Source organism: Robiginitalea aurantiaca (genome assembly GCF_030380815.1).
Taxonomy (GTDB): Bacteria; Bacteroidota; Bacteroidia; order Flavobacteriales; family Flavobacteriaceae; genus Robiginitalea; species Robiginitalea aurantiaca.
This window is the reverse complement of sequence record NZ_JAUDUY010000011.1, coordinates 35,722-56,588: the sequence shown is the minus strand read 5'-3', so window position 1 is coordinate 56,588 and position 20,867 is coordinate 35,722. Positions and strand designations below refer to the sequence as shown.

At 48.2% G+C, this 20,867-nt stretch carries 17 protein-coding genes; 12 read left to right on the top strand and 5 right to left on the bottom strand.

What is annotated here, in order from left to right:
* From QU605_RS14095 to QU605_RS14070, 6 genes are all read left to right on the top strand, one after another.
* Positions 1-1,188, top strand: coding sequence for a glycosyl hydrolase family 17 protein (locus QU605_RS14095; RefSeq protein ID WP_289725966.1), 1,188 nt, complete (start codon positions 1-3; stop codon positions 1,186-1,188).
* Positions 1,189-1,222: 34 nt separating this feature from the next.
* On the top strand, positions 1,223-2,731 hold the full coding sequence (locus QU605_RS14090) for a glycoside hydrolase family 30 protein (protein ID WP_289725965.1): 1,509 nt from the start codon (positions 1,223-1,225) through the stop codon (positions 2,729-2,731).
* Positions 2,728-5,091: an MFS transporter gene (locus tag QU605_RS14085; RefSeq protein WP_289725964.1), complete on the top strand. Its 2,364-nt coding sequence runs from the start codon at positions 2,728-2,730 to the stop codon at positions 5,089-5,091. The genes QU605_RS14090 and QU605_RS14085 overlap by 4 nt, the downstream gene beginning before the upstream one ends.
* A gap of 3 nt (positions 5,092-5,094) precedes the next feature.
* Positions 5,095-5,979, top strand: coding sequence for a glycoside hydrolase family 17 protein (locus QU605_RS14080; RefSeq protein ID WP_289725963.1), 885 nt, complete (start codon positions 5,095-5,097; stop codon positions 5,977-5,979).
* A 73-nt stretch (positions 5,980-6,052) separates the two neighbouring features.
* The gene (locus QU605_RS14075) at positions 6,053-7,267 is read left to right on the top strand and encodes a porin (RefSeq protein ID WP_289725962.1); all 1,215 of its coding nucleotides are present in this window, start codon (positions 6,053-6,055) and stop codon (positions 7,265-7,267) included.
* Positions 7,268-7,282: 15 nt separating this feature from the next.
* On the top strand, positions 7,283-7,555 hold the full coding sequence (locus QU605_RS14070; protein WP_289725961.1) for a hypothetical protein: 273 nt from the start codon (positions 7,283-7,285) through the stop codon (positions 7,553-7,555).
* A 201-nt stretch (positions 7,556-7,756) separates the two neighbouring features.
* Here the strand turns inward: QU605_RS14070 and QU605_RS14065 are convergent, their stop codons facing one another.
* The 3 genes from QU605_RS14065 to QU605_RS14055 form a co-directional block, all read right to left on the bottom strand.
* Positions 7,757-8,311, bottom strand: coding sequence for a type 1 periplasmic binding fold superfamily protein (locus tag QU605_RS14065; RefSeq protein ID WP_289725960.1), 555 nt, complete (start codon positions 8,309-8,311; stop codon positions 7,757-7,759).
* A gap of 23 nt (positions 8,312-8,334) precedes the next feature.
* Positions 8,335-10,734 (bottom strand): TonB-dependent receptor, encoded by a 2,400-nt coding sequence (locus QU605_RS14060; RefSeq protein WP_289725959.1) that lies wholly within the window; start codon positions 10,732-10,734, stop codon positions 8,335-8,337.
* A gap of 66 nt (positions 10,735-10,800) precedes the next feature.
* Complete coding sequence (locus QU605_RS14055; RefSeq protein ID WP_289725958.1) at positions 10,801-11,100, bottom strand: hypothetical protein; 300 nt, start codon at positions 11,098-11,100, stop codon at positions 10,801-10,803.
* Between the two features lie 185 nt (positions 11,101-11,285).
* On the opposite strand from QU605_RS14055, the gene QU605_RS14050 reads away from it, so the two are divergent.
* The 5 genes from QU605_RS14050 to QU605_RS14030 all read left to right on the top strand — a co-directional run bounded on the left by QU605_RS14050 (position 11,286) and on the right by QU605_RS14030 (position 17,728).
* Positions 11,286-12,005 carry a carboxylesterase family protein gene (locus QU605_RS14050; RefSeq protein ID WP_289725957.1) on the top strand — a complete coding sequence of 240 codons (720 nt, stop codon included), beginning with the start codon at positions 11,286-11,288 and terminating at the stop codon, positions 12,003-12,005.
* A 214-nt stretch (positions 12,006-12,219) separates the two neighbouring features.
* Positions 12,220-14,334 carry a thioredoxin domain-containing protein gene (locus QU605_RS14045; RefSeq protein ID WP_289725956.1) on the top strand — a complete coding sequence of 705 codons (2,115 nt, stop codon included), beginning with the start codon at positions 12,220-12,222 and terminating at the stop codon, positions 14,332-14,334.
* A gap of 115 nt (positions 14,335-14,449) precedes the next feature.
* Positions 14,450-16,168, top strand: a complete 1,719-nt coding sequence (locus QU605_RS14040; protein ID WP_289725955.1) for a GMC family oxidoreductase — start codon at positions 14,450-14,452, stop codon at positions 16,166-16,168.
* Positions 16,169-16,170: 2 nt separating this feature from the next.
* On the top strand, positions 16,171-16,887 hold the full coding sequence (locus tag QU605_RS14035; protein ID WP_289725954.1) for a gluconate 2-dehydrogenase subunit 3 family protein: 717 nt from the start codon (positions 16,171-16,173) through the stop codon (positions 16,885-16,887).
* A gap of 4 nt (positions 16,888-16,891) precedes the next feature.
* Positions 16,892-17,728, top strand: a complete 837-nt coding sequence (locus QU605_RS14030) for a sugar phosphate isomerase/epimerase family protein (protein ID WP_289725953.1) — start codon at positions 16,892-16,894, stop codon at positions 17,726-17,728.
* 22 nt (positions 17,729-17,750) lie between these two features.
* Here QU605_RS14030 and QU605_RS14025 read toward each other — a convergent pair whose 3' ends face one another.
* Positions 17,751-18,863, bottom strand: coding sequence for a glycoside hydrolase family 130 protein (locus QU605_RS14025; protein WP_289725952.1), 1,113 nt, complete (start codon positions 18,861-18,863; stop codon positions 17,751-17,753).
* Between the two features lie 77 nt (positions 18,864-18,940).
* Between QU605_RS14025 and QU605_RS14020 the strand changes: the two genes are divergently transcribed.
* Positions 18,941-19,669: a M15 family metallopeptidase gene (locus tag QU605_RS14020; RefSeq protein ID WP_289725951.1), complete on the top strand. Its 729-nt coding sequence runs from the start codon at positions 18,941-18,943 to the stop codon at positions 19,667-19,669.
* Between the two features lie 18 nt (positions 19,670-19,687).
* On the opposite strand, the gene QU605_RS14015 is transcribed toward QU605_RS14020, so the two are convergent.
* Positions 19,688-20,860, bottom strand: a complete 1,173-nt coding sequence (locus QU605_RS14015) for a class I SAM-dependent methyltransferase (RefSeq protein WP_289725950.1) — start codon at positions 20,858-20,860, stop codon at positions 19,688-19,690.
* Between the last annotated feature and the right edge of the window lie 7 nt (positions 20,861-20,867).

Genomic DNA, 20,867 nt, shown 5'->3' with positions numbered 1-20,867 from the left:
ATGGAATTAACAGCTGAAGATATCCTGGGAAACCCTAAATACCCTGCAATTTCCTACGGCGGATATCGACAAAGCACCAGGGATGTGCAGCCCACCCTGGAGCAGCTCAAGGAGGATTTAAGGATTCTTGAGGCAATGGGGATCAAAATCCTGCGCACCTATAATGTTCATCTTTACCAGGCGTCAAATTTGCTTTTGGCAATACGCCAGCTGAAATCAGAAGATCCCGATTTTGAAATGTATGTCATGCTCGGGGCGTGGATCGACTGTAAAAATGCCTGGACCGACCAGGAACCAGATCACCATGAGGAAAGCCCTGCCAATGCTGGGGAAATTGCGCAAGCGGTTACTTTGGCGAATGCGTATCCGGATATTGTCAAAGTTATTGCTGTTGGAAACGAGGCGATGGTTAAATGGGCCACCAGTTATTATGTGCAACCCGAAGTTATTCTCAAATGGGTTGTACATCTACAGAATCTCAAAGCAGAAGGACGTCTGCCCGAATCCCTATGGATTACCAGTTCTGATGATTTTGCCTCCTGGGGCGGGGGTGACGCGGAATATCACACGGAAGCCCTGGCAAAACTGGTCGAGGCTGTCGATTATATCTCAATGCATACCTATCCCTATCACAATTCCCATTACAACCCGGAATTCTGGTACATACCTGAAAAGGAAAAAAACCTGACGGATATTGAGAAAATAGACGCCGCCATGGTCCGGGCGGTTGCCTTTGCCAGGAACCAGTATAATGCGGTCTCCGACTATGTTAAGGGTTTAGGATACGATAAGCCCATACATATTGGAGAAACCGGATGGGCGAGTATTTCCGAGGGTTTATACGGTCCTGAAGGTTCCCGGGCCACAGATGAGTACAAACAAGCCCTCTATCATAAGTTAATCAGGGAATGGACCGAGCAACAGGGTATTTCCTGCTTTTATTTTGAGGCCTTTAACGAGCCCTGGAAGGATGATGCGAACAGAATGGGGTCCGAAAACCATTTCGGATTGTTCACCGTAGAAGGGCAGGCCAAATACGCGCTCTGGGATCTGGTGGATCAGGGGGTTTTTTCAAAGGTAACCCGGAATGGAAATAAGATAAAAAAGACCTTCGGTGGGAATAAGGACACTTTAATGCACAAAGTACTGGTGCCTCCATCGGCAAATGAAAAATCAGAAGTACCTTGAACACCTTGCACAACAACCTTAGAATCCAGATAAAATGTTATACAAAACGCTTGCTTTTTTTACGATTGGTTTGATGCTCAGCTCGTGCAACACAGAGGATAAATTAGCGGTTGAAGTATTTGAAACGGCCGCCTCAGGAAACAAGTTAACCGAGGTTACCGAATTCGCAGAAGATGAAGGTGCCGGAGTACTAATTCTAAATCCTGAACAGCGATTTCAAACCATTACGGGCTTTGGAGGTTCTTTTACAGAAGCATCGGCCTCCCTGCTGAACCGATTGGGCCCGGAAAATCGAAAAGCAATATTGCAGGCCTATTTTGGATCTGACGGGGCACGGTATTCCCTTACGCGAACGCACATGAATTCCTGTGATTTTTCCCTGGGTAATTACTCATATGCCCCTGTTGCCGGAGATCTGCAACTGGAGCACTTCTCCATTGATGAAGATCGGGAAGATCTGATTCCGATGATCAGGGAAGCTATGGCAATATCGGAGGATGGGTTTAAGATCATAGCTTCTCCCTGGACCGCCCCACCCTGGATGAAGGACAATAAAGACTGGCGCGGGGGAAAACTCCTGCCGGAGTATTACGATACCTGGGCATTGTTTTTTTCCAGGTACCTGGATGCGTATGCGAAGGAGGGAATACCGATCTGGGGTTTTACCGTCGAGAATGAACCCCTTGGCAATGACAACAACTGGGAGAGCATGCATTTTACCCCGGAAGAAATGACGGCTTTTGTAAAGGACCATCTCGGACCAAAACTCAGGGCAGACGGGCACTCGGCCAAAATTCTTGGCTACGATCAGAATAGGGGGGAAGAATTAAAGGATTGGGTCAATGCCATGTATACAGATAAGGAGGCCGCCAAGTACTTTGATGGTACGGCTGTGCACTGGTATGGCAGTACTTTCGACTGGTTTCCGGATAATCTGCAATTCGCTCATGAGAAAGCTCCCGACAAATACCTGATTCAATCGGAGGCCTGTGTGGATGCGGAAATCCCGAAGTGGCAGGATGATGACTGGTATTGGTCTAAGGAAGCGACCGACTGGGGTTGGGATTGGGCCCCTGAAAAGGACAAACACCTGCATCCAAAGTATGTCCCGGTATACAGGTACGCCCGTGATATCATTGGCTGCATGAATAACTGGGTGGATGGATGGATCGATTGGAATATGGTCCTGGACCGGCAGGGAGGTCCAAACTGGTTCGAAAACTGGTGTGTGGCCCCTGTTATTGTAGACCCCGATCAGGATGAGGTCTATTATACGCCTCTGTATCATACCCTCGCCCATTTTAGCCGATATATCAGGCCGGGCGCTGTGCGAATAGGTTTCCAGAACCCGGACGATTCCCTAATGGTCACTGCGGCCGAGAACCCGGATGGGTCTGTGGTCGTGGTAGTCCTCAATCAGGAGGCTTCGGCGAAGAATTTTAAATTGACCCTCGGGGAACGTTCCACCCACATAACTATAAGTCCACAGGCCATTCAAACTGTGGTCATCCCATCACATAACCAATCAAGCCAGAAAATATGAGTAACTCAAATAGTACGACTTCGGCCAAAGTACCATTTAGCGATAAGGTTGCTTTTGGAATTGGAATGCTCGCGAATCAGATGTTTCCGGCAGCATTGGCGATTTTTATGGTAGTCCTGGTTCAGGATCTCGGTTTTCCCGGGTGGATGTGGGGCGTTTTGTTTTTTCTCCCAAGGGTTTTCGATTCCATTACCGACCCGATCATGGGTTTCATATCCGACAATACAAAATCACGCTGGGGCAGGCGACGGCAATACGTATTATTGGGCGCCATAATTATGGGGGTATCCTTCGTAATAATGTGGCAATTGTACCGGGAGAACGGGGTGGACTACAATTTCACCTATTTCCTGCTCTGGTCCTTTGTCTTCTATTTGGGCCTTACCATTTTTAGTGTGCCCTACGTGGCCATGGGTTATGAGATGAGCAACGATTTCCATGAGCGCACGAGTATCATGGCGGTGGCTCAATGGATCGGGCAATGGGCATGGGTTATCGCACCCTGGTTCTGGGTGGTCATGTACGATCAGGGCTGGTTTGAATCTGCAGATGTCGCCACCCGAACCCTGGCAATCTGGGTGGGGGTAATTTGTATGGTTTTTGCGATGGTTCCGGCTATTTTCCTCAAAAGCAAGTCCACGGTCAATGAGGATTATTCTCCCCTGACAGTCAGTAATATTGGGGGCAGCCTTAAAGAAATACTTCAGGGGTTTGTTGAGGCCTTCAAATGCAAACCGTTCCGAAAATTATGCATTGCCACATTTTTCATCTTTAATGCCTTTAATACCATCGCTGCATTCTCCTTTTTTATCGTGGTCTACTACCTCTTTAACGGAGATGCCGGAGCGGCGGGTATCTGGCCAACCCTTTTCGGCAGCCTTGGGGCTTTGATAACCACATTTTTAGTAATTCCCGTAGTCACAAAAATGTCGAAGGTCATGGGGAAAAAGAGGGCCTTTGTGACGTCACAGGGGATCTCTGTTATTGGATATATCATGCTGTGGTTCCTCTTTATCCCCGGAAAACCGTACATGTTTATTTTTGCCCTTCCATTCTTTTCATTTGGCATTGGCAGTTTGTTTGTCCTGATGATGTCAATGACCGCGGATGTAATCGACCTTGACGAGCTGACCAGCGGAAAACGAAGGGAAGGCATCTTCGGGGCTATTTACTGGTGGATGGTGAAATTCGGGTTCGCCATTGCAGGGTTATTGAGCGGGGCTATTTTATCCGTTGTTGGTTTTGAATCAGATGCAACCGTTCAGACTGAACAGGCCATTACGGGTTTGAGGGCCTTTTATTCGGGCGTTCCAATCTTAGGGACCCTCATTGCCATGTTCGTTATGTGGGACTACGATGTAACTGAAGAGCGGGCGAATGAAATAAGGGAGGCACTCGACAAACGACAGAAAGAAGATCCAATTTCACCGTCTGCCCCATCCGCTTCTTATCCGTCTGATAAATTGAAGTCCCTGGTCTCCGGGGAACTCAAACTGGATTTAGCCCCTGATGTGAATTTCACCTCCAGAAGTGATTCTGAAATAAAAGGGCTATTCTCCGATGCACTGCAACAAGGAGTACATGGGTTGTGTTTTAGTCCTTACTCTCAGGGCCAGGACATAGGAGACCAGCTAGACGAGGGGCAGATTCGAAATCGAATGCAAGTTATCGAACCCTACACCAAATGGGTGCGTTCTTTTTCCTGTACAGATGGAAATGAGTTTATCCCCAAAGTCGCAAAAGAAAAAGGGTTAAAGACAATTGTGGGTGCCTGGATTGGCAGGGACAAAGCTCGGAATGAGAAAGAAATCCAGAACCTTATTGCCCTGGGGAATGCCGGGTTGGTCGACATTGCTGCCGTTGGGAATGAAGTTTTACTCCGAAATGAGCTGTCCGAGGCTGAAATACTCGAATACCTGAGCCGGGTTAAAAAAGCCCTGCCGGCCATTCCGGTAGGCTACGTCGATGCCTATTATCAATTGATTGAACGCCCAGAACTCATAGCGGCTTGTGATGTTATTCTGACCAATTGTTATCCTTTCTGGGAAGGTTCTGATATCAAAGATGCGGCCGGGTACCTAAGGCAGATGCACAGACTGACTTTAGAGGTTGCCAAAGGCAAACGCGTAATCTTAACGGAAACGGGCTGGCCTAACAAAGGAAGCAATACGGAAGCCGCTGAACCCTCCTCCATAAACGCCATGAAATATTTTATTAACGTCAGTAAATGGCACCGGGAAAGCGGGGTGGAACTCTTTTACTTCTCTTCCTTCGACGAATCCTGGAAGGTCCATCACGAAGGCGATGTTGGCGCTGGTTGGGGTATTTGGGACCAAAATGAACAATTAAAATACGAATAGATCATGTCATACAGAAGAGATAAACGCCTTGCCCTGGCTGCCACGGATTTAACGGGAATAACCGGGGAGTCCTTAAAAGAAATGGCGAGGGAGGTCCTGGCGATGGGCATGCACGGCCTCTGTTTCAGTCCCTATGAGGAAGGTCAAAAACCTGGAGATCACATCTCTGAAGACCAGATTCGGAGGCGGATGGAGATTATACGGCCGTATACAAAGTGGATCAGATCATTTTCATGTACTGAGGGGAACGAGGAAATTCCACGGATCGCCAAAGAATTTGGAATCAAAACGATGGTAGGCGCCTGGTTGGGGGATGACCCGGAGATCAACCGGGAAGAAGTCGCGAACCTTATAGCCCTTGCCAGAGAAGGATACGTAGATATTGCAGCTGTCGGGAACGAAGTACTGCTTAGGGGAGACCTGAAAGAAGACGAACTCCTCGGCTTTATAAATCAGGTAAAACAGGCAGTTCCGGACATCCCGGTCGGATATGTAGATGCGTACTATGAGTTTGCCGACCATCCCAGAATCTCAGAGGCCTGTGATGTCATTCTGGCCAACTGCTACCCCTTCTGGGAGGGATGTAGTCTGGAGTATTCCATTTTGTACATGAAGGACATGTTTCACAGGGCTTTAAAGGCTGGGAACGGAAAAAAAGTGATTATTTCTGAAACAGGATGGCCCAGTACCGGGAGCAGTACGGGGGGTGCACATCCTTCGTTCGAGAATTTCCTTAAATACTTTATCAATACCCAGAAATGGGCAGAAGAAGATGGGATTGAGGTCTTTTACTTTTCATCTTTTGACGAATCCTGGAAAGTGGGCGCAGAAGGTGACGTTGGTGCCTATTGGGGACTTTGGGATAAAGAGGAAAGTCTAAAATTCTGAGCAGTTCGAAACTAAATCAAAGGACTAAGCAAAGAATTTTGGTTATTTTGGGATTTTAAGCCCTTGAATCCCTATGCCCTGCCTTTATAAATCCATCGCAATTCGCACCTGTTTTGCCATAGGAATGACCTTCCTGCTCTTTAGTGCCCGGGCACAGAACGATTCCATAGGCAAATCTAAAATTGAGCTGGAATACACCGACAAGGGTTTTCAGTTTTCAACATCAGATGATCGGTTCCAGTTACATATTGAATCACGCCTGCAATTTCGGTTCGCAACCCCCGGTGATCAGAATCCCTTAACCTTTGACGACCTGGATAGTGATCAGCCGGTTTTTAAGATAAACAGGGCGCGCTTAAAGGTAGGTGGGCATGCGTTTAAGCCCTACCTGAAATACTACTGGGAGTATGAACTTTCCCAGGGAAACTTACTGGATTTCAGGATCATGTTCGAAAGGCTTCCCGAATTCAAAATCAAGGTAGGACAGTGGAAAACGTACTACAATCGAGAACGCGTAATTTCCTCCGGAAAACAACAACTTGCGGATCGCTCTATAATTAACAGGCCATTCACCGTAGACAGGCAAATGGGTATTTCCTTTTACGGACGTGTGTTTCCAGGCAGCCTGGCAGATTTCACCTATCACGCATCCGTGCTGACAGGAACGGGACGCGGTGTTGTTGAAAACGACGATTCCAACTTTATGTATGTGGGAAGGCTGCAATGGAATTTTTTAGGACGCGAACTGGAAATGACCGGCTCAGACCTCTTTTTTCATAAAGAACCTACGGCCCTAATTGCCTTGGGTGCCCTTACAAACCGGAGTCCTTTTACCCGGTTTTCACAGGCAGGCGGGGGACAGCTATCAGGTTTTGATGAAGGGTTGCCCGGACAGTACCGGGTGAATCAGGGACTTTTGGAAACCGCTTTTATGTGGCGGGGCTTCTCCTGGCAAAATGAATTTCACACCAAGGAAATCATCGATAAGATAAATGGCGGCACCACCCGGCTTACAGGGAGCTATTACCAGGCAGGTTACTTTTTTTACAACCTCTGGGAAGTCATCCCAAAACCATTAGAATTAGCGGTTCGGTATGCGCAATACATTCCGAATACAGACCAAAAGGAGGATCGGGAGGAAGAATTAACACTTGGGCTCAACTGGTTTTTTAAAGGGGGACATCGCAATAAACTCACTGCCGAGATCTCTGTTTTTGACTTTGAAACATCGGCCGGTGATCTGCAAAATACGACCCGTTTCAGGGTTCAATGGGATATTTCGTTTTAGGGTTGTGCACCCGAATTGGTTATCGCCCCTGGAAATGGTCAGAACTTTCCGGCCGGACAGGATGAGGTAACCCTCGTCTGGGAGGCCAATGACCTGGATGATGATATCTTGGGGTACGATGTTTATTTTGGCCGGGAGAATCCTCCTCCACTGTTCCGCTCAGAATTGACCGACACACAGACAGATCCAATCCCTGTTGACACAGGGAACTATTTCTGGCAAATAATAACCCGGGACCAGGCCGGGAATGAATCGATTTCAGAGGTGTTTCGTTTTACCGTAGAATAGCCAAAAAACCATCCCAACAGTTTCCCTAACCCGGCGATCCCTGAACCTATTCCCAAATGGGTCCTGACAACAACTGTCTTTATTTCCAAAGTACAATCATAAGCCAGCTTTCCTTTAATGCCTCGTATCAAAATAAAAGCCCGCCATTGCTGACGGGCTTTTTAAACTGCTGTTGTGAACCACTCAATTGCTTAATACGAGCTATTCAATAACGACATCAAAGGTTTGGGCAATGTCCGTCTCCCCTCCGGCATCCGAAAGTGTTCCGTCATTGGGTTTTTTAAGATCATGTCGAAGTGTAAAGGTCATGGTTCCCGTACTTTCATCCCCTGCGGAAAAAGCAAACTCTGTTCCAAGAGGATTCCCGTCTCCATCGACATTGATATATTCTGTGCTTCCTGAAAGGCTCGGACTAAGCGTGTAGAAAAATTGATGTTCCTCTGCTTCTTCTTCTACTTCGGTTGTGATATTTTCCGCGGGTGTTTCGGTTTCATTGAGCAATACAATACTTCCTGTATAAAGCGTACGGGCGCTAAAATTCCCTGAAACTGTGATTTCCGGAGGATTCGGACCATCTCCATCAAGATCCCTGGACTCCAACTGAATGGGCGCGCCACCAGACTGTGGAACAAGTGTTATGGTCATGGTAGTTATGACTTCTTCCTCGTTTACCGGCTCCGGATCGTCATCACTGGAACAAGAGTTCAAAGCTAAAATAGCAGCGGTAAAGAGCGATAATAATTTAATAGTTTTCATAGACAAATGGATTTTAAGAGTGATTAATAATAGAGTTTTAATTGAAGAATTACATTCCGTCCGAGGTCATCGGCGAAATAACGATTTCGGTTCAGGTATTCCCTGTAATTTGTGTTTACCAGATTCTCAATGGCGAGGCCTGTATTCAATACAAGGGTTTCGGAAAGCGCAAACTCCATACCGGCCCTGAGATCTAAAAGATGGTAGGCGTCCGGAGGGGTATTTATTTCGAGTTCTACCAGCTCCTGCTCGGAAGGGGAGAATACAAAAATATTGGGAGGGGTTTCATTCTGACGAAATACGTAAGTGCTTTCCAGGCTTATTTCGAATTGATGCCATTGCGGTTTGGTAAACGCCAGGGCATTTCTGGTGATCGGGGCCGGGATATTGATCAGGGGTTGGTTCTGATCCAGATCATTTCCTTTGGTCAGGGAGAAATGATGCCTGGACTCCCAATTTTCGCTCCATTGGAAGTATCCGGACAAATCCAACCCTGCCAAACGGGCATCGGTTTGTCTGTAGCTCCATACTGGGAAGGCACCCCGGATCGTGAATTCCACACCCGTCGGTTCCAGAAGTATGAAATCCTTAATATAATTTAAATAGGGTTCCACGGTAATTCCCCAGCGATCTCCATTGCGGTTATAAGCAAGCGAAATCCTATGGGATGTTTCATTGGCGATACGCAGATCTCCCAACTCGATTCGGGCCGCGGAATGGTGAAGTCCATCGCTGAAAAGTTCCGAGGGGTTTGGGGGGCGTTGTCCCAGAGCGTAATTCGCCCGAATATCTGAAACGGCATCAAGTGTAAACCGCATGCCCGCAGAGGCTGAAAAATTGTGGTATTCGAAGACGGGATTGGTCAAAAGTTGTGACCCGAGATCTTCAACTACAAACTGGGGAAAATCCTCATCATAACCCCGCTCTTCCCAACGGGAAGTCCTGTAAAACTTCAAGGCATCGATTTGATTGTAGTCGTAACGGAGTCCCGCTTCAAACAGCCAATAATCCTTAAAACGGTATTCACCTATAAGAAAGGCGCCAAAGTCATATTTGTCGTAATCCGGAATTAAACGGCGCACTCCTGTTTCCGGATTTGCAAAATTGTTCTGATACCTCCCGAGCACTCCGGCTTGTAATTCCAGGTTGGAAGAAGCATCCCAGGTGAAATCCGTCATGACGGTATGCGTTGTCAACTCAAGGTCAATTGCGGGTTTATCGCGATCCGCCCCGACCCGTACGTCGTATTCAAACCTTCGATTATTCTGAAAATCGTATTGCGCTGTCCATTTACCAACCCCTTTGATCCGCAGGTAATAATTTGCTTTACCCAGATGATGCGAAACCTCCTGCCGGGGTACCCCAAGTTCATAGGTAAAGGGCTCAATAACGGACGGGACTCCGGAATTAATGCTCTTTATCAGGTCATCTACATTTCCAATATGAGAGGCACGGAGTATGGCAATGTCGGCCTGGTAGTACGAATAATCCACATCCCATCCCTGGTTCAGGGAGCGTTTCCCGGCATGCAGTGAAAGCCCGGCGTCCTGCATGCCAGTATTTGAAAGGATGTAATCCGGAGCTTCCCGATCCCCGAGGCGCTTGAAAGATGCCTGCCCGTTCAGGTACCATCCGCTCTTGTAGGTGCGGGTCATTTCAGTGCTTATGTTTCCACCCCGTCCGTTGGACATCAGGGTCATAAGTGTTTTCCCAAACAGGGAATCTCCAACAGCAACCCGTTCTCGCTCAACCACTACAAGCCCCCCAATGGCGTCACCCGCATATTTTAGGGCAGCTGGTCCCTTGATGACAGAAACCTGATCTGCGGAATTAATATCCAGATTGGGCGCATGCTCATCTCCCCATTCCATATCCTGCATACGTACCCCATCGTTTAGAATTAGTACCCTGCTTCCGGTAAGGCCGTTGATGGATGGTTTTACGATATTACTACCCGTTTTGAGGGTGGAAACCCCGCTGATTTCCCTCAGGGCGTCTCCCAATGTACCACCGCTGTAGTTTTCCAGGGTTTTGGTGGCCAGTCTCTGTTCTTGTGCTGTCTTTGTCAGGTCCGGAAGTAATTCGCCAACTACCTGTACTTCTTCTAATTCCTCCAGATGGTGTTCCATCTGGAAATCACGTTCGGTACTTCCCTGTATTTCGACTTCAAAAAGCAAGGTACGACAGAGCGGATGGGAGAGTTCTATCTGGTAATTACCGTGACAAACTCCGTCAATTCGGTAACGTCCTTCAAAATCTGTGAGCACAGCTTTCTCAAGTTCAAGGATATAAACCGTAGCTCCAACCAGGGGGGTCTGGTTGTGAAAATCCAGAACGCGTCCATAAAGGACACCCCGGCATTCCTGTCCATGGGAAACATGGTAAGCCAGAAAACTTAGCAATAATGCTAAAACAACTTTCATATGTGTTAAACTAGGGTAATAGGCTCCGGGTATGGCCGGAGAAAGAGGATCTTGTGTTGGCAGGAATCAGATAACGGGAGGAGGTCGGCCAAATAAAGGTTCCCAGGTTTTTGCACCTTCCGAGGGGATGGGGTGGGAGGAAACGATTTGATCGTGGAAGCTTATGAAAGATGCTACATTCAGCGAGATCACCTCTGCAGGTTCAAACGGCGTATTATGGATGACCAGGGCATGTTCACACCATTCACAACTCACCTGGTCACCATCCGGACTATGGGAAAGGGAATGTAATTCCATTCCTTTGGATCCCATAAACAGGAGGAGAAGGCAAATAGCGGTAATAAGTCGCCACGCATCTTTACGCATAGGAGCGAAATTACAGTTTTCAACGCGCAACCTGTGTTAATAAAATGTGAAGGGATTTAAAGATCCTTCAGATTCCGTTCACCTAAATAAAATATTTTCACTTGAAGGACATCCGGTCAGTGTATTCTATGGGGATTAAATATCTTTGAGTTCATGGGAATACCCTATAATCATAAATATGCTTAATGCCTGGATTAATACGTCTTTTTTCTGTTGCCTTCGTTATTTGCACACTGTGCAGCTGTTCCGCCCAATCACGCCTTGAGTCCGGGAAAAAGGAGGTTTCGGTTTCGGAATCTCTGGAATACTACCTGTATTTCCCTCCGGAATATCAGGAATCATCTTCAAAAAGGTTCCCTTTATTACTTTTTCTGCACGGAGGGGGTGAGTCCGGGGGAGATTTGGAGTTGATCCGGGAAAATGGACCTCCGAAGCTCCTGACGGAGGGAAAGGACTTCCCTTTTTTGATCCTGGCCCCTCAGAATCCGCATAAGAAACAATGGTGGAATGTACGGGCGGTCATGGCTTTGCTCGAGCAGATCACGAGGGAGTACCGGATAGATCCGAAACGTTTATATCTGACAGGTCTGAGCAGGGGTGGAAACGCATGTTGGGAAATAGCAGCCCAGTTTCCCGATACCTTTGCAGCCATGGCCGTAGTTTGTGGCATGACTCCGGTTCCTTATGCCCATTGGATCAATAAATCCATGCCCATATGGGTTTTTCACGGCAAAGAAGACCCTGTAATACTTTTTTCCGAGTCTGAGCAAATGACCCGAAAACTAGAGGAAATGGGCTATGATGTCAGGCTCACTGCCTATGAAGGAGTGGGGCACAACGCCTGGGAAAAGGCGTATCTGGAAGAAGGCTTGTACGAATGGTTTTTAAACTATTCGAAAGAATAAACGCCCCAAGGCAGTCGTTGATTCCATTTCCGGATTTCCAGCATGTCTTTTTTGACAATCAAAATTCAGGCGCAAAATCGGGTTATCGCCACGCATCCACCCAAATAGCGGTTTTACTCCCAGGAGCGGAATTGGAAAATGGAGGAGGGGGAGGATCACGACGCCAAAATCACTACACTATTTGTACTTTTGAACAAATCTGAATGCCATAGGTATGACTGTGATTCGCCACTTGTTTTCTTTGACCTTTACTGCCCTCCTTACAGGTTTATTGGGCTCATGTGAGCAGGCAGAGAAAAGAACTTCAGCCGGCAATATGCTGGGGGCAGAGACCAGTCCTTACCTGCAGCAGCACGCCTCAAACCCCGTACACTGGAAACCGTGGGATGACTCCATCTTTGAACAAGCCGAATCCGAGGGAAAGTTGGTCCTGGTGAGCATTGGGTATTCCTCTTGTCACTGGTGCCACGTCATGGAGGAGGAGACCTTTGAAAATGATTCTGTGGCTTCTTTTATGAACGAAAACTTTATCAGCATCAAGGTAGACCGGGAGGAGCGTCCGGATGTGGACCAGGTCTATATGACTGCTGTACAGCTGATGACAGGCTCCGGCGGCTGGCCCCTCAATGTCATTGTTTTGCCAAATGGAAAGCCTGTTTACGGGGGTACTTATCACACCCGGGAACGCTGGATGCAGGTGCTTAGCGAAGTGTACAAACAGTATAAAAAAAATCCGGCTAAACTTTCAGAATACGCCGATCGCGTTGCCCAGGGAATAGCTGAGGTAAATTTAATCCCGGAACCTGAAGAGACCTCGGGATCAGAAGAGATCTCTATAGATGAGGCAGTGCTCCGATGGCAATCCAAATGGGACATCCAATGGGGAGGAAATGCAGGGGTCCAGAAATTTATGCTCCCCCCCAACCTTACTTTTTTACTGAATTATTCCCATCTCACAGGTGACCAGAAATCCCGTGACCACCTTAAAACAACCCTGGATCGCATGGCTTTTGGAGGTGTATTTGACCAGGTTGGCGGAGGCTTTTTCAGGTACAGCACAGACCCGAGCTGGCATGTGCCTCATTTTGAAAAGATGCTCTATGATAACGCGCAACTGCTGGGCGTCTACAGCAAAGCGTTTCAGCTTTTTTCGGATCCGGAGTATAAAAAGGTCGCAGAAGCCATCGTGTCCTTTCTGAAGCGGGACATGAAAGGTCCCGATGGCGGGTTTTATTCTGCCCTCGATGCAGATAGTGAAGGAGAGGAAGGAAAGTTTTATCGATGGGAAAGGGCTGAATTACAGCAAGCTTTAGGCGGTGATTACCCACTTTTCAGCCAGTATTACGCCATTGATGCGGAAATGGAATGGGAGTCGGGATACTACATCCCTTTCAGGAAGGCATCGGACAGGGATTTTGCGAGATCTCAGAACCTAAAACTTCAGGAGCTCGATGCGCTAAAACAGAAATGGCGGGATCTGCTGATGACGCAAAGGGGAAAACGCGTTTTCCCGGGTATTGACGATAAGATCATCACCTCATGGAACGCCCTGCTTATCACCGGGCTGACCGATGCGTATGACGCCTTTGGTGAAGGTGAATACCTCCTGGAAGCACAGACTCTCTATACGTTTCTAAAAGAGCACAGCTATACCGAAGGTAACCTGGGGCATAGCTACAAACCTGGAGATTCCAGATCTCTGGGTTTTCTCGAGGACTACGCCTATCTGGCAAAAGCCGCTTTCAGACTCTATCAGGTGACCGGTGAGTCCGGGTATCTCCAGGATGCCACAGGTCTGCTGCAAGAAATCCAAAAGCGCTTCCCCGATGCGGATTCCCCTTTTTACCGGTTTCGGGAAGAATCCGATTTGGTTGCTCAGATCATTAAAACGGACGATGGGGTGATGCCTTCTCCAAACACGGAGGTTGCAAGCCTTTTATATGAATTAGGCCACTTTTACTACACCCCTGAATACCTCGAACAAAGTAAGGAGATGGTACATGCCCTCAAGGACCGGTTTTCACAGATGCCGGAAAACTATGCCGGCTGGGGTCGTCTATTGCTGCGGGATCAGCAACCCTACTATGAAGTGGCAATCGCCGGACCTCAGGCCGTGGAAAAACGGGCGCAAATGGCACTGGAATTTCTGCCGGATGTCCTGCTTGTGGCAACGCAAACCGAATCAGAGCTTCCGCTTTTTGAAGGTCGGTTCGACACGGGTGAAACGCGCATCTTTGTCTGCCAGGATCACACATGTCGACTGCCGGTTTCAGAGGTGCACGAGGCCCTGAATCAAATTCGTTCCGGCCCGTCCCTGATCTTCCCCTGATTTTCTACACAGGACATCCTTGCGATTGCAGAAGTTATGTCTGGGCAAATTTCACACCCTGAGCCGCTGAGATTTCCAACAGCACTCGTATATTTAGGGTTATAGATATTTCTACATGCAAATTAAAGAACAACCAACCGTATACGATGCGATAATTGTCGGATCCGGGGCAGGAGGGGGGATGGCTACAAAAGTACTTGCGGATGCCGGCCTGAAAGTAGCGGTTGTGGAAGCCGGCCCCTTTTTCCATCCGGCCCTGCCCGAACACCAGACCCAGTTAAAATGGCCGTATGAATCCCCGCGAAGGGGCGCTGCAACGGTTCGTCCGTTTGGGGATTTCGACGCGGCATATGGAGGTTGGGAGATCAAGGGACAACCTTATACACAGAAAAACGGTACCCGGTTCGACTGGTTTCGCTCTCAGATGCTGGGAGGCCGGACAAACCACTGGGGTCGGATCTCCTTGCGGTTTGGTCCACGGGATTTTAAACACAAGGATGTCGATGGGTTGGGCGATAACTGGCCTATCGGTTACGAAGATGTAAAGCCCTATTACGACAAGGTCGACAAACTCATCGGGGTTTTCGGCAGCAAAGAGGGGCTTCCCAATGAGCCCGACGGATTTTTTCTTCCCGCGCCAAAACCACGTCTCCACGAGCTGTATTATATAAAAGGAGCCAGGAAAGCGGGAGTTCCGGTAATTCCCGCCCGTCTTTCGATGCTGACCAAAAAAATTAACAATGAGCGGGGCGTGTGCTTTTATTGCGGGCAATGTTCGAGGGCCTGTCAGGTCTACGCTGATTTTTCCGCAGGCACCTGTTTGATTTTCCCGGCGCAAAAAAGCCGCGGGCAGGTGGATCTCTTTGTGAATTCCATGGTGCGGGAGGTCACAACCGATAAGGAAGGTAAGGCGACGGGGGTCTCCTATATTAACCGGGAGGATCGAAAGGAGTATCAGCTCCGCGGGAAGGTAGTGATCCTCGCGGCTTCTGCCTGCAGTTCTGCCCGGATTTTGTTGAATTCCAAAAGCGCTCAGCACCCAAATGGCCTGGGGAACAGCAGTGATCTGGTAGGTAAATACCTGCATGATTCCACGGGCAGCAGCCGGGCAGCATTTATCCCGGCACTTATGAACCGGGAACAGTATAACGAGGATGGGGTTGGCGGAATGCACGTATACTCGCCCTGGTGGATGGACAATAAAAATCTCGACTTCCCAAGGGGATATCATATCGAGGTTTGGGGAGGAATCGGAATGCCGAATTACGGATTTGGGTTTAACCCCAACGAATTCAATAAGTTTTTTGGATTGACTACCGGGGGCTACGGCGAACAGCTCAGAAAGGATGTTAAAAAATATTACGGATCTGTTATTGGTTTTGGCGGTCGCGGCGAGGCGATTGCCCGAAAGGACAACTATTGCGAAATAGACCCGACCACGGTGGATGAATTCGGAATCCCGGTGCTTCGTTTTAATTACAACTGGTCGGATTATGAACGCAAACAAGCGCGTCACATGCAGACTACCTTTGAGGAAATCATTCATCATATGGGGGGCGAACCCCTGGGCGATACCCCTCCTGCAGAACGGGATTACGGCCTGGAAACCCCGGGACGTATTATCCACGAGGTCGGTACTACCCGAATGGGAGACGACCCGGCAACTTCAGTAACCAACCGCTTCCAGCAGTTGCACGATTCTGACAATGTTTTTATCACCGACGCAGGGCCCTTCGTATCCCAGGCCGATAAGAATTGCACCTGGACAATTCTCGCGCTCTCCTGGAGGGCTTCAGAATACATCATCGATCAACTCAAACAACAAAACATCTGAAGATGGATAGAAGATCTAGCTTAAAAAACATTCTACTCGGTAGTGTTGCAGGAGGTTTGGCGGTCCACGGGTGCACAACCCGCGAAGCCGCAGAGGCTGCAGACCAGCTGACACCCCAAATAGGTTTTGAGTACGGGAGGCTTCCGGAAGAACTGGAAACACTTAAGGAATTGCATTCGGAAACGTTTTTAAACCCCCATGAACTCGAGACAATACAAGTCCTTTGCGAGCTCATCCTTCCTCCTAATGAGGAGTTCGGCGGGCCACTGGAGGCTGGGGTTCCTGAATTTATTGAATTTATGGCGAAGGACTATCCTGCTTTTCAACCAACCCTCAGGGGAGGTCTTATGTGGCTGGATCATAAGAGCAATACAGCGTTCGGTGCCGAGTTCAAAAGTGCTTCGGAAGAACAACAAAAAGTACTGATGGATGAAATCGCCTATTACGATCCAATTGTACCGATGGACGAACATCCACTGGAAATACAGTTTTTCAATCTTATGCGCAATCTTACGGTTAGTGGGTATTACACTTCAAAGGTGGGAATCGCTGATCTGGGGTACAAGGGAAACAGTCCTAACATATGGGATGGTGTGCCTCAGGAGGTATTGGATAAACACGGCCTGGCGTATGAACCTGAGTGGTTGGAAAAATGCGTGGACCAAAGCCGGAGAGGTGTGATAGCCCTGTGGGATGACGAAGGTAATTTGCTGACCTGACATAATGCGGAAGCGGATTTTTTTGGTCCTCTTTTCCCTGCTGACCGGGTTTATGGGGATGCCAGCCCTTTACGCACAGGAAATCGGGCTGCAGTTCTACAGTCTCCGCAATGCGTTTAAAAACGATGTGGAAGGGACCCTCTCTCAGATTCAGAAATGGGGGATTACCACAGTGGAAGGAGGGGAGACCTATGGCCTGCCACTCGGGGACTTCCTGAGTTTGCTTCGGAAGTATGAACTGGAAGTAGTCAGCCTTTTGCTCCCATATGAGATGTTTCGGGACAACCCGGAAGAAGCGATTCATATCGCTAAGGCTTATGGTGCCAAATATATCGGGTGTGCATGGATCCCACATCGCGAAAATGATTTTACAATTAGAGAAGTTCGTCACGCCCTGGAAGTGTTCAACCGGGCAGGGAAACTCGCTGACGATGATGGAATTCAGGTATTTTACCACCCTCACGGATACGAATTAAGGCCCTATAAAACGGGCACGCTTTTAGACTACATGATCTCAGAAGCGTCTGATTTTGAATTTCAGTTGGATGTTTATTGGGTGCGTCATGGAGGGCAGGACCCTTTAGCCCTCCTGGAGCAATACCCGGATCGTTTTATCCTGATGCATATGAAAGACATGGCTGAAGGTGTAGTCGGGGATTTTAGCGGCCATTCGGATGTGAGGACGAACGTAGTTCTGGGTCGGGGTCAGATCGATATAGCGGGACTCATGCGCAAAGCCTCCCAGCTGGGGATTCCCTATGTTTTTATCGAAGACGAAAGTCCGAAATCTATGATGCAAATCCCTCTAAGTCTGGATTATCTAAAATCGCTTCAGAAATAGTATTCTTTTTGCTCGGATATAATTACTCCCCGGACCGAACAGCCACACCAACCATGGAATCAGCTGTTCCGTAGTAGAGGAACCAATTGTTTTTAAAGTATACCAAGCCTTCGGCAAAGGTCGTTCCGGCCTTGTATTGTCCACTCACTTCATGGGGCAGACTTGGGCAGATAAAAGGAGTTTCAAGACGTTTTAAAAACTTTTCAGGGTGCTCCTTGTCAAAAAGTACCTGCCCGCCACAGTAAGTCCCTTCCGGAGTACCCTGCCCGGAGCCAGGCCCACTGAGATTCTTGCCGTTGTAGATCAATAGGATCCCATCATCTGTATAAATTGCCGGGGGTCCGGGTTCTACCAGGTGGCTGTCAAAATCGTTAAGGGTAGGGGTAAATACTTTGAGGAGTTCTCCTTTTGAATCCTGAATGGGCATCCAGTCATTGCCATCGGCAGAGGTAGCAAGGTTTACGAATAATTCGCCCCAATACATCTGATAAGCCCCGTTAATTTTTTTTGCGACCAGCCGGCCCTCCCGGACTTCCGTGACCACGGAGCCTGATTTGCTCCAGGTATTCAAATACTTTCCATTGTGAGCAACTTCAAAGACCGGTCCCTGTTTTACCCAGTGGATGAGATCCTTGGAGATGGCACTGCATAAGCGGGCCGTCTTCTGATTCCAACCCGTGTAGAGCATAAGGTAAGAACCGTCCTCAAGCTCGGTAACCCTTGGGTCTTCAACGCCTCCGGGATACTCCCATTTCAGTTGCGCGTCCGCATCCGGATAGAGTACCGGGTCCGGATAGCGGTGGAAATTCAATCCATCTGTACTCCAGGCCATTCCGATCCTGGAGGTGCGTTCCCCCAATTTGGCAACAGGATTGTCCTCCGCCCTGAAAAAAAGAAAAACAGTATCGTTTCGAACCACTGCACCCGGGTTAAAAACATCTGCCTTTTGCCAGGCGACTAAATCTTTGCGAACCGGACAGAAAAATTGATAGGAAGAATCTGCCTGGAGGATTGGATTTTTGGCGGGTTTTTCGAAACCGATAAGCCAGGGTGATTGCGACCAGAGCATCGAAGGAACTGTAAATAACAGGAGTAGAAAAATGTTGCGCATAAGGTAAATATAGGTTCTTTTCATCTGAATGCACTATTGCTGTAAATAATTCGAAAAATGGAAAATGCGTAAATTCGCTGGCGTTGCTAAATCAGTTTGAGTTGTCAAAAATCGGTCTGTTCCTGTTGTGTGTTCTGCTGAGCCTGAGTTCCTGTAGGGATCTGTCGGAAAGGGTTGTAGATTCAGGACTTGAAGAGACTGAGATTCAGGTCTTGCCCACAACCACTTCGGAATCCGGGAAAACCCTTCCTTCATTGGCTTCGCTTCCCGACACGGCATTTGTACGCCTTTCGGATTACAGCAGTGATTTTTCATTTGACCTCCGGTATGCCACTGAAAATAATTTCATGAACACCAGGGTGTATGACTGCCCGAAGTGTTACACCCGCGCGATCACGGCCCGGGCCCTGATCGAGGCGAATGCAGCATTTATGAAGAAAGGGGTCCGGATTCGGTTTTTTGATTGTTACCGGCCCAATTCGGTACAATACCTCATGTGGAAAATCGTCCCGAACCCTCAATATGTAGCGAATCCTGTAAAAGGATCGATCCACAACAAAGGCGGGGCGGTAGATATCACCCTCGAAACCCTGGAGGGTGAACCCCTTGATATGGGTACGGACTTTGATTTCTTTGGAAAGCCGGCCTATCACGACGCTACCGAGCTTCCAACCCGGGTACTCGCCAATAGGAAATTGTTAAAGGAGACCATGGAGCACTATGGCTTTTGGTCTGTTCGGACGGAGTGGTGGCACTATAACCTCAAGGCTGCTTCTTCTTATCCTGTAGAAGATTTTAAATGGTCCTGTAGTATGGCCCTGCCCCAATAAAGCGATAGGACGATTGGGCTAAAGGCGTTGGCAAACCAATACGCGCAATGCATCCCCGAGGGTTCGGACAAAAAACAGGTAGGTATCTCCGCCATCCTGTATCCGGTTGCGTTTGCGAATCGCAGCCACGGATTCCGGGAAATTTCGCGCGCTCACATTCGCCTTTTTAAAAGGCAGTTTCCCTGGTTTGTAGTTGAGGTTTTCCAAAATTTTAAAACGCCTTCCGGGAAAATCGACCAAGGAGTCTGAGGTATAGAGATGCGTGCTCAGGTGTATTTTTTTCAGCCCGTACTGAATACCGGTCATTTTAAAGGCCCCGGCCTTGAGCAAGGCTGCGTTCGGTTCATAGAGGTATGCCAGGGGTTCATCAAAATCCGATGTCGCCTGGTATTCTTCAGAGATTCTGAATCGAAAAGGGGGAAGGGTAGCTTTTAAATCCACTGCAATCCGATCCGGCTCATGGTCAAAACCCTCCTGCAGCCACCAAACCAATTCTCTGACCTCGTTTCCCACGGCCACTACATGTACTTCCCTAACACTTTTTAGCAACCTTGTGCCCTCTGTGACATCGAGCATGGGTGAAGTTTTTATCAAAATATTCCTGCCGGCCTTAAACAGGGCTGGGAGGATATCCGGTAAAGCGGGTTCACAATCGGCCAGCATAAAGACCTTTGAACGGTCATTTTTACGCCTGGAAGGGTCCAGGTAGATCCAATCCCAGGTCGGATTACTTCCCTGGTTTTTGAGAAGTTCGAGCGCATCCCCAATGTGTATGTGAATGTTGTTCGCCTTCAGTATTCCCATATTGTGCCTTGTGATTTCTGCGAGATCGGCATTGCGCTCTGCATAATGCACCTCCTGGAATCCTTCCCGCATTAAATAGGTGTCAATTCCCGAACCCCCTGTGATATCCAGAAGCCTTCGCCCTTTCGCAATCGAGGCTTTGTAGCGACCTGTTATTTCAGATGAGGTTTGCTCGAGGTTTAGAGCCGGCGGGTAGTAAATACCCTTCTGATTAAACCAAAAGGGCAGTTTTGTTTTGATTTTTTTGCGGCCCCCTATCTGCTCAGCCAATTCCCGGGACGAAATGTTGGGAAAAGGACTTTTGCCCAGAGAAATGACGACAGGGTCAGCCTCGAAATTCTTAAAAATAAAATCCTGAACCTCAGGATTCAGTATTTCTTTATTCAAAGCAATA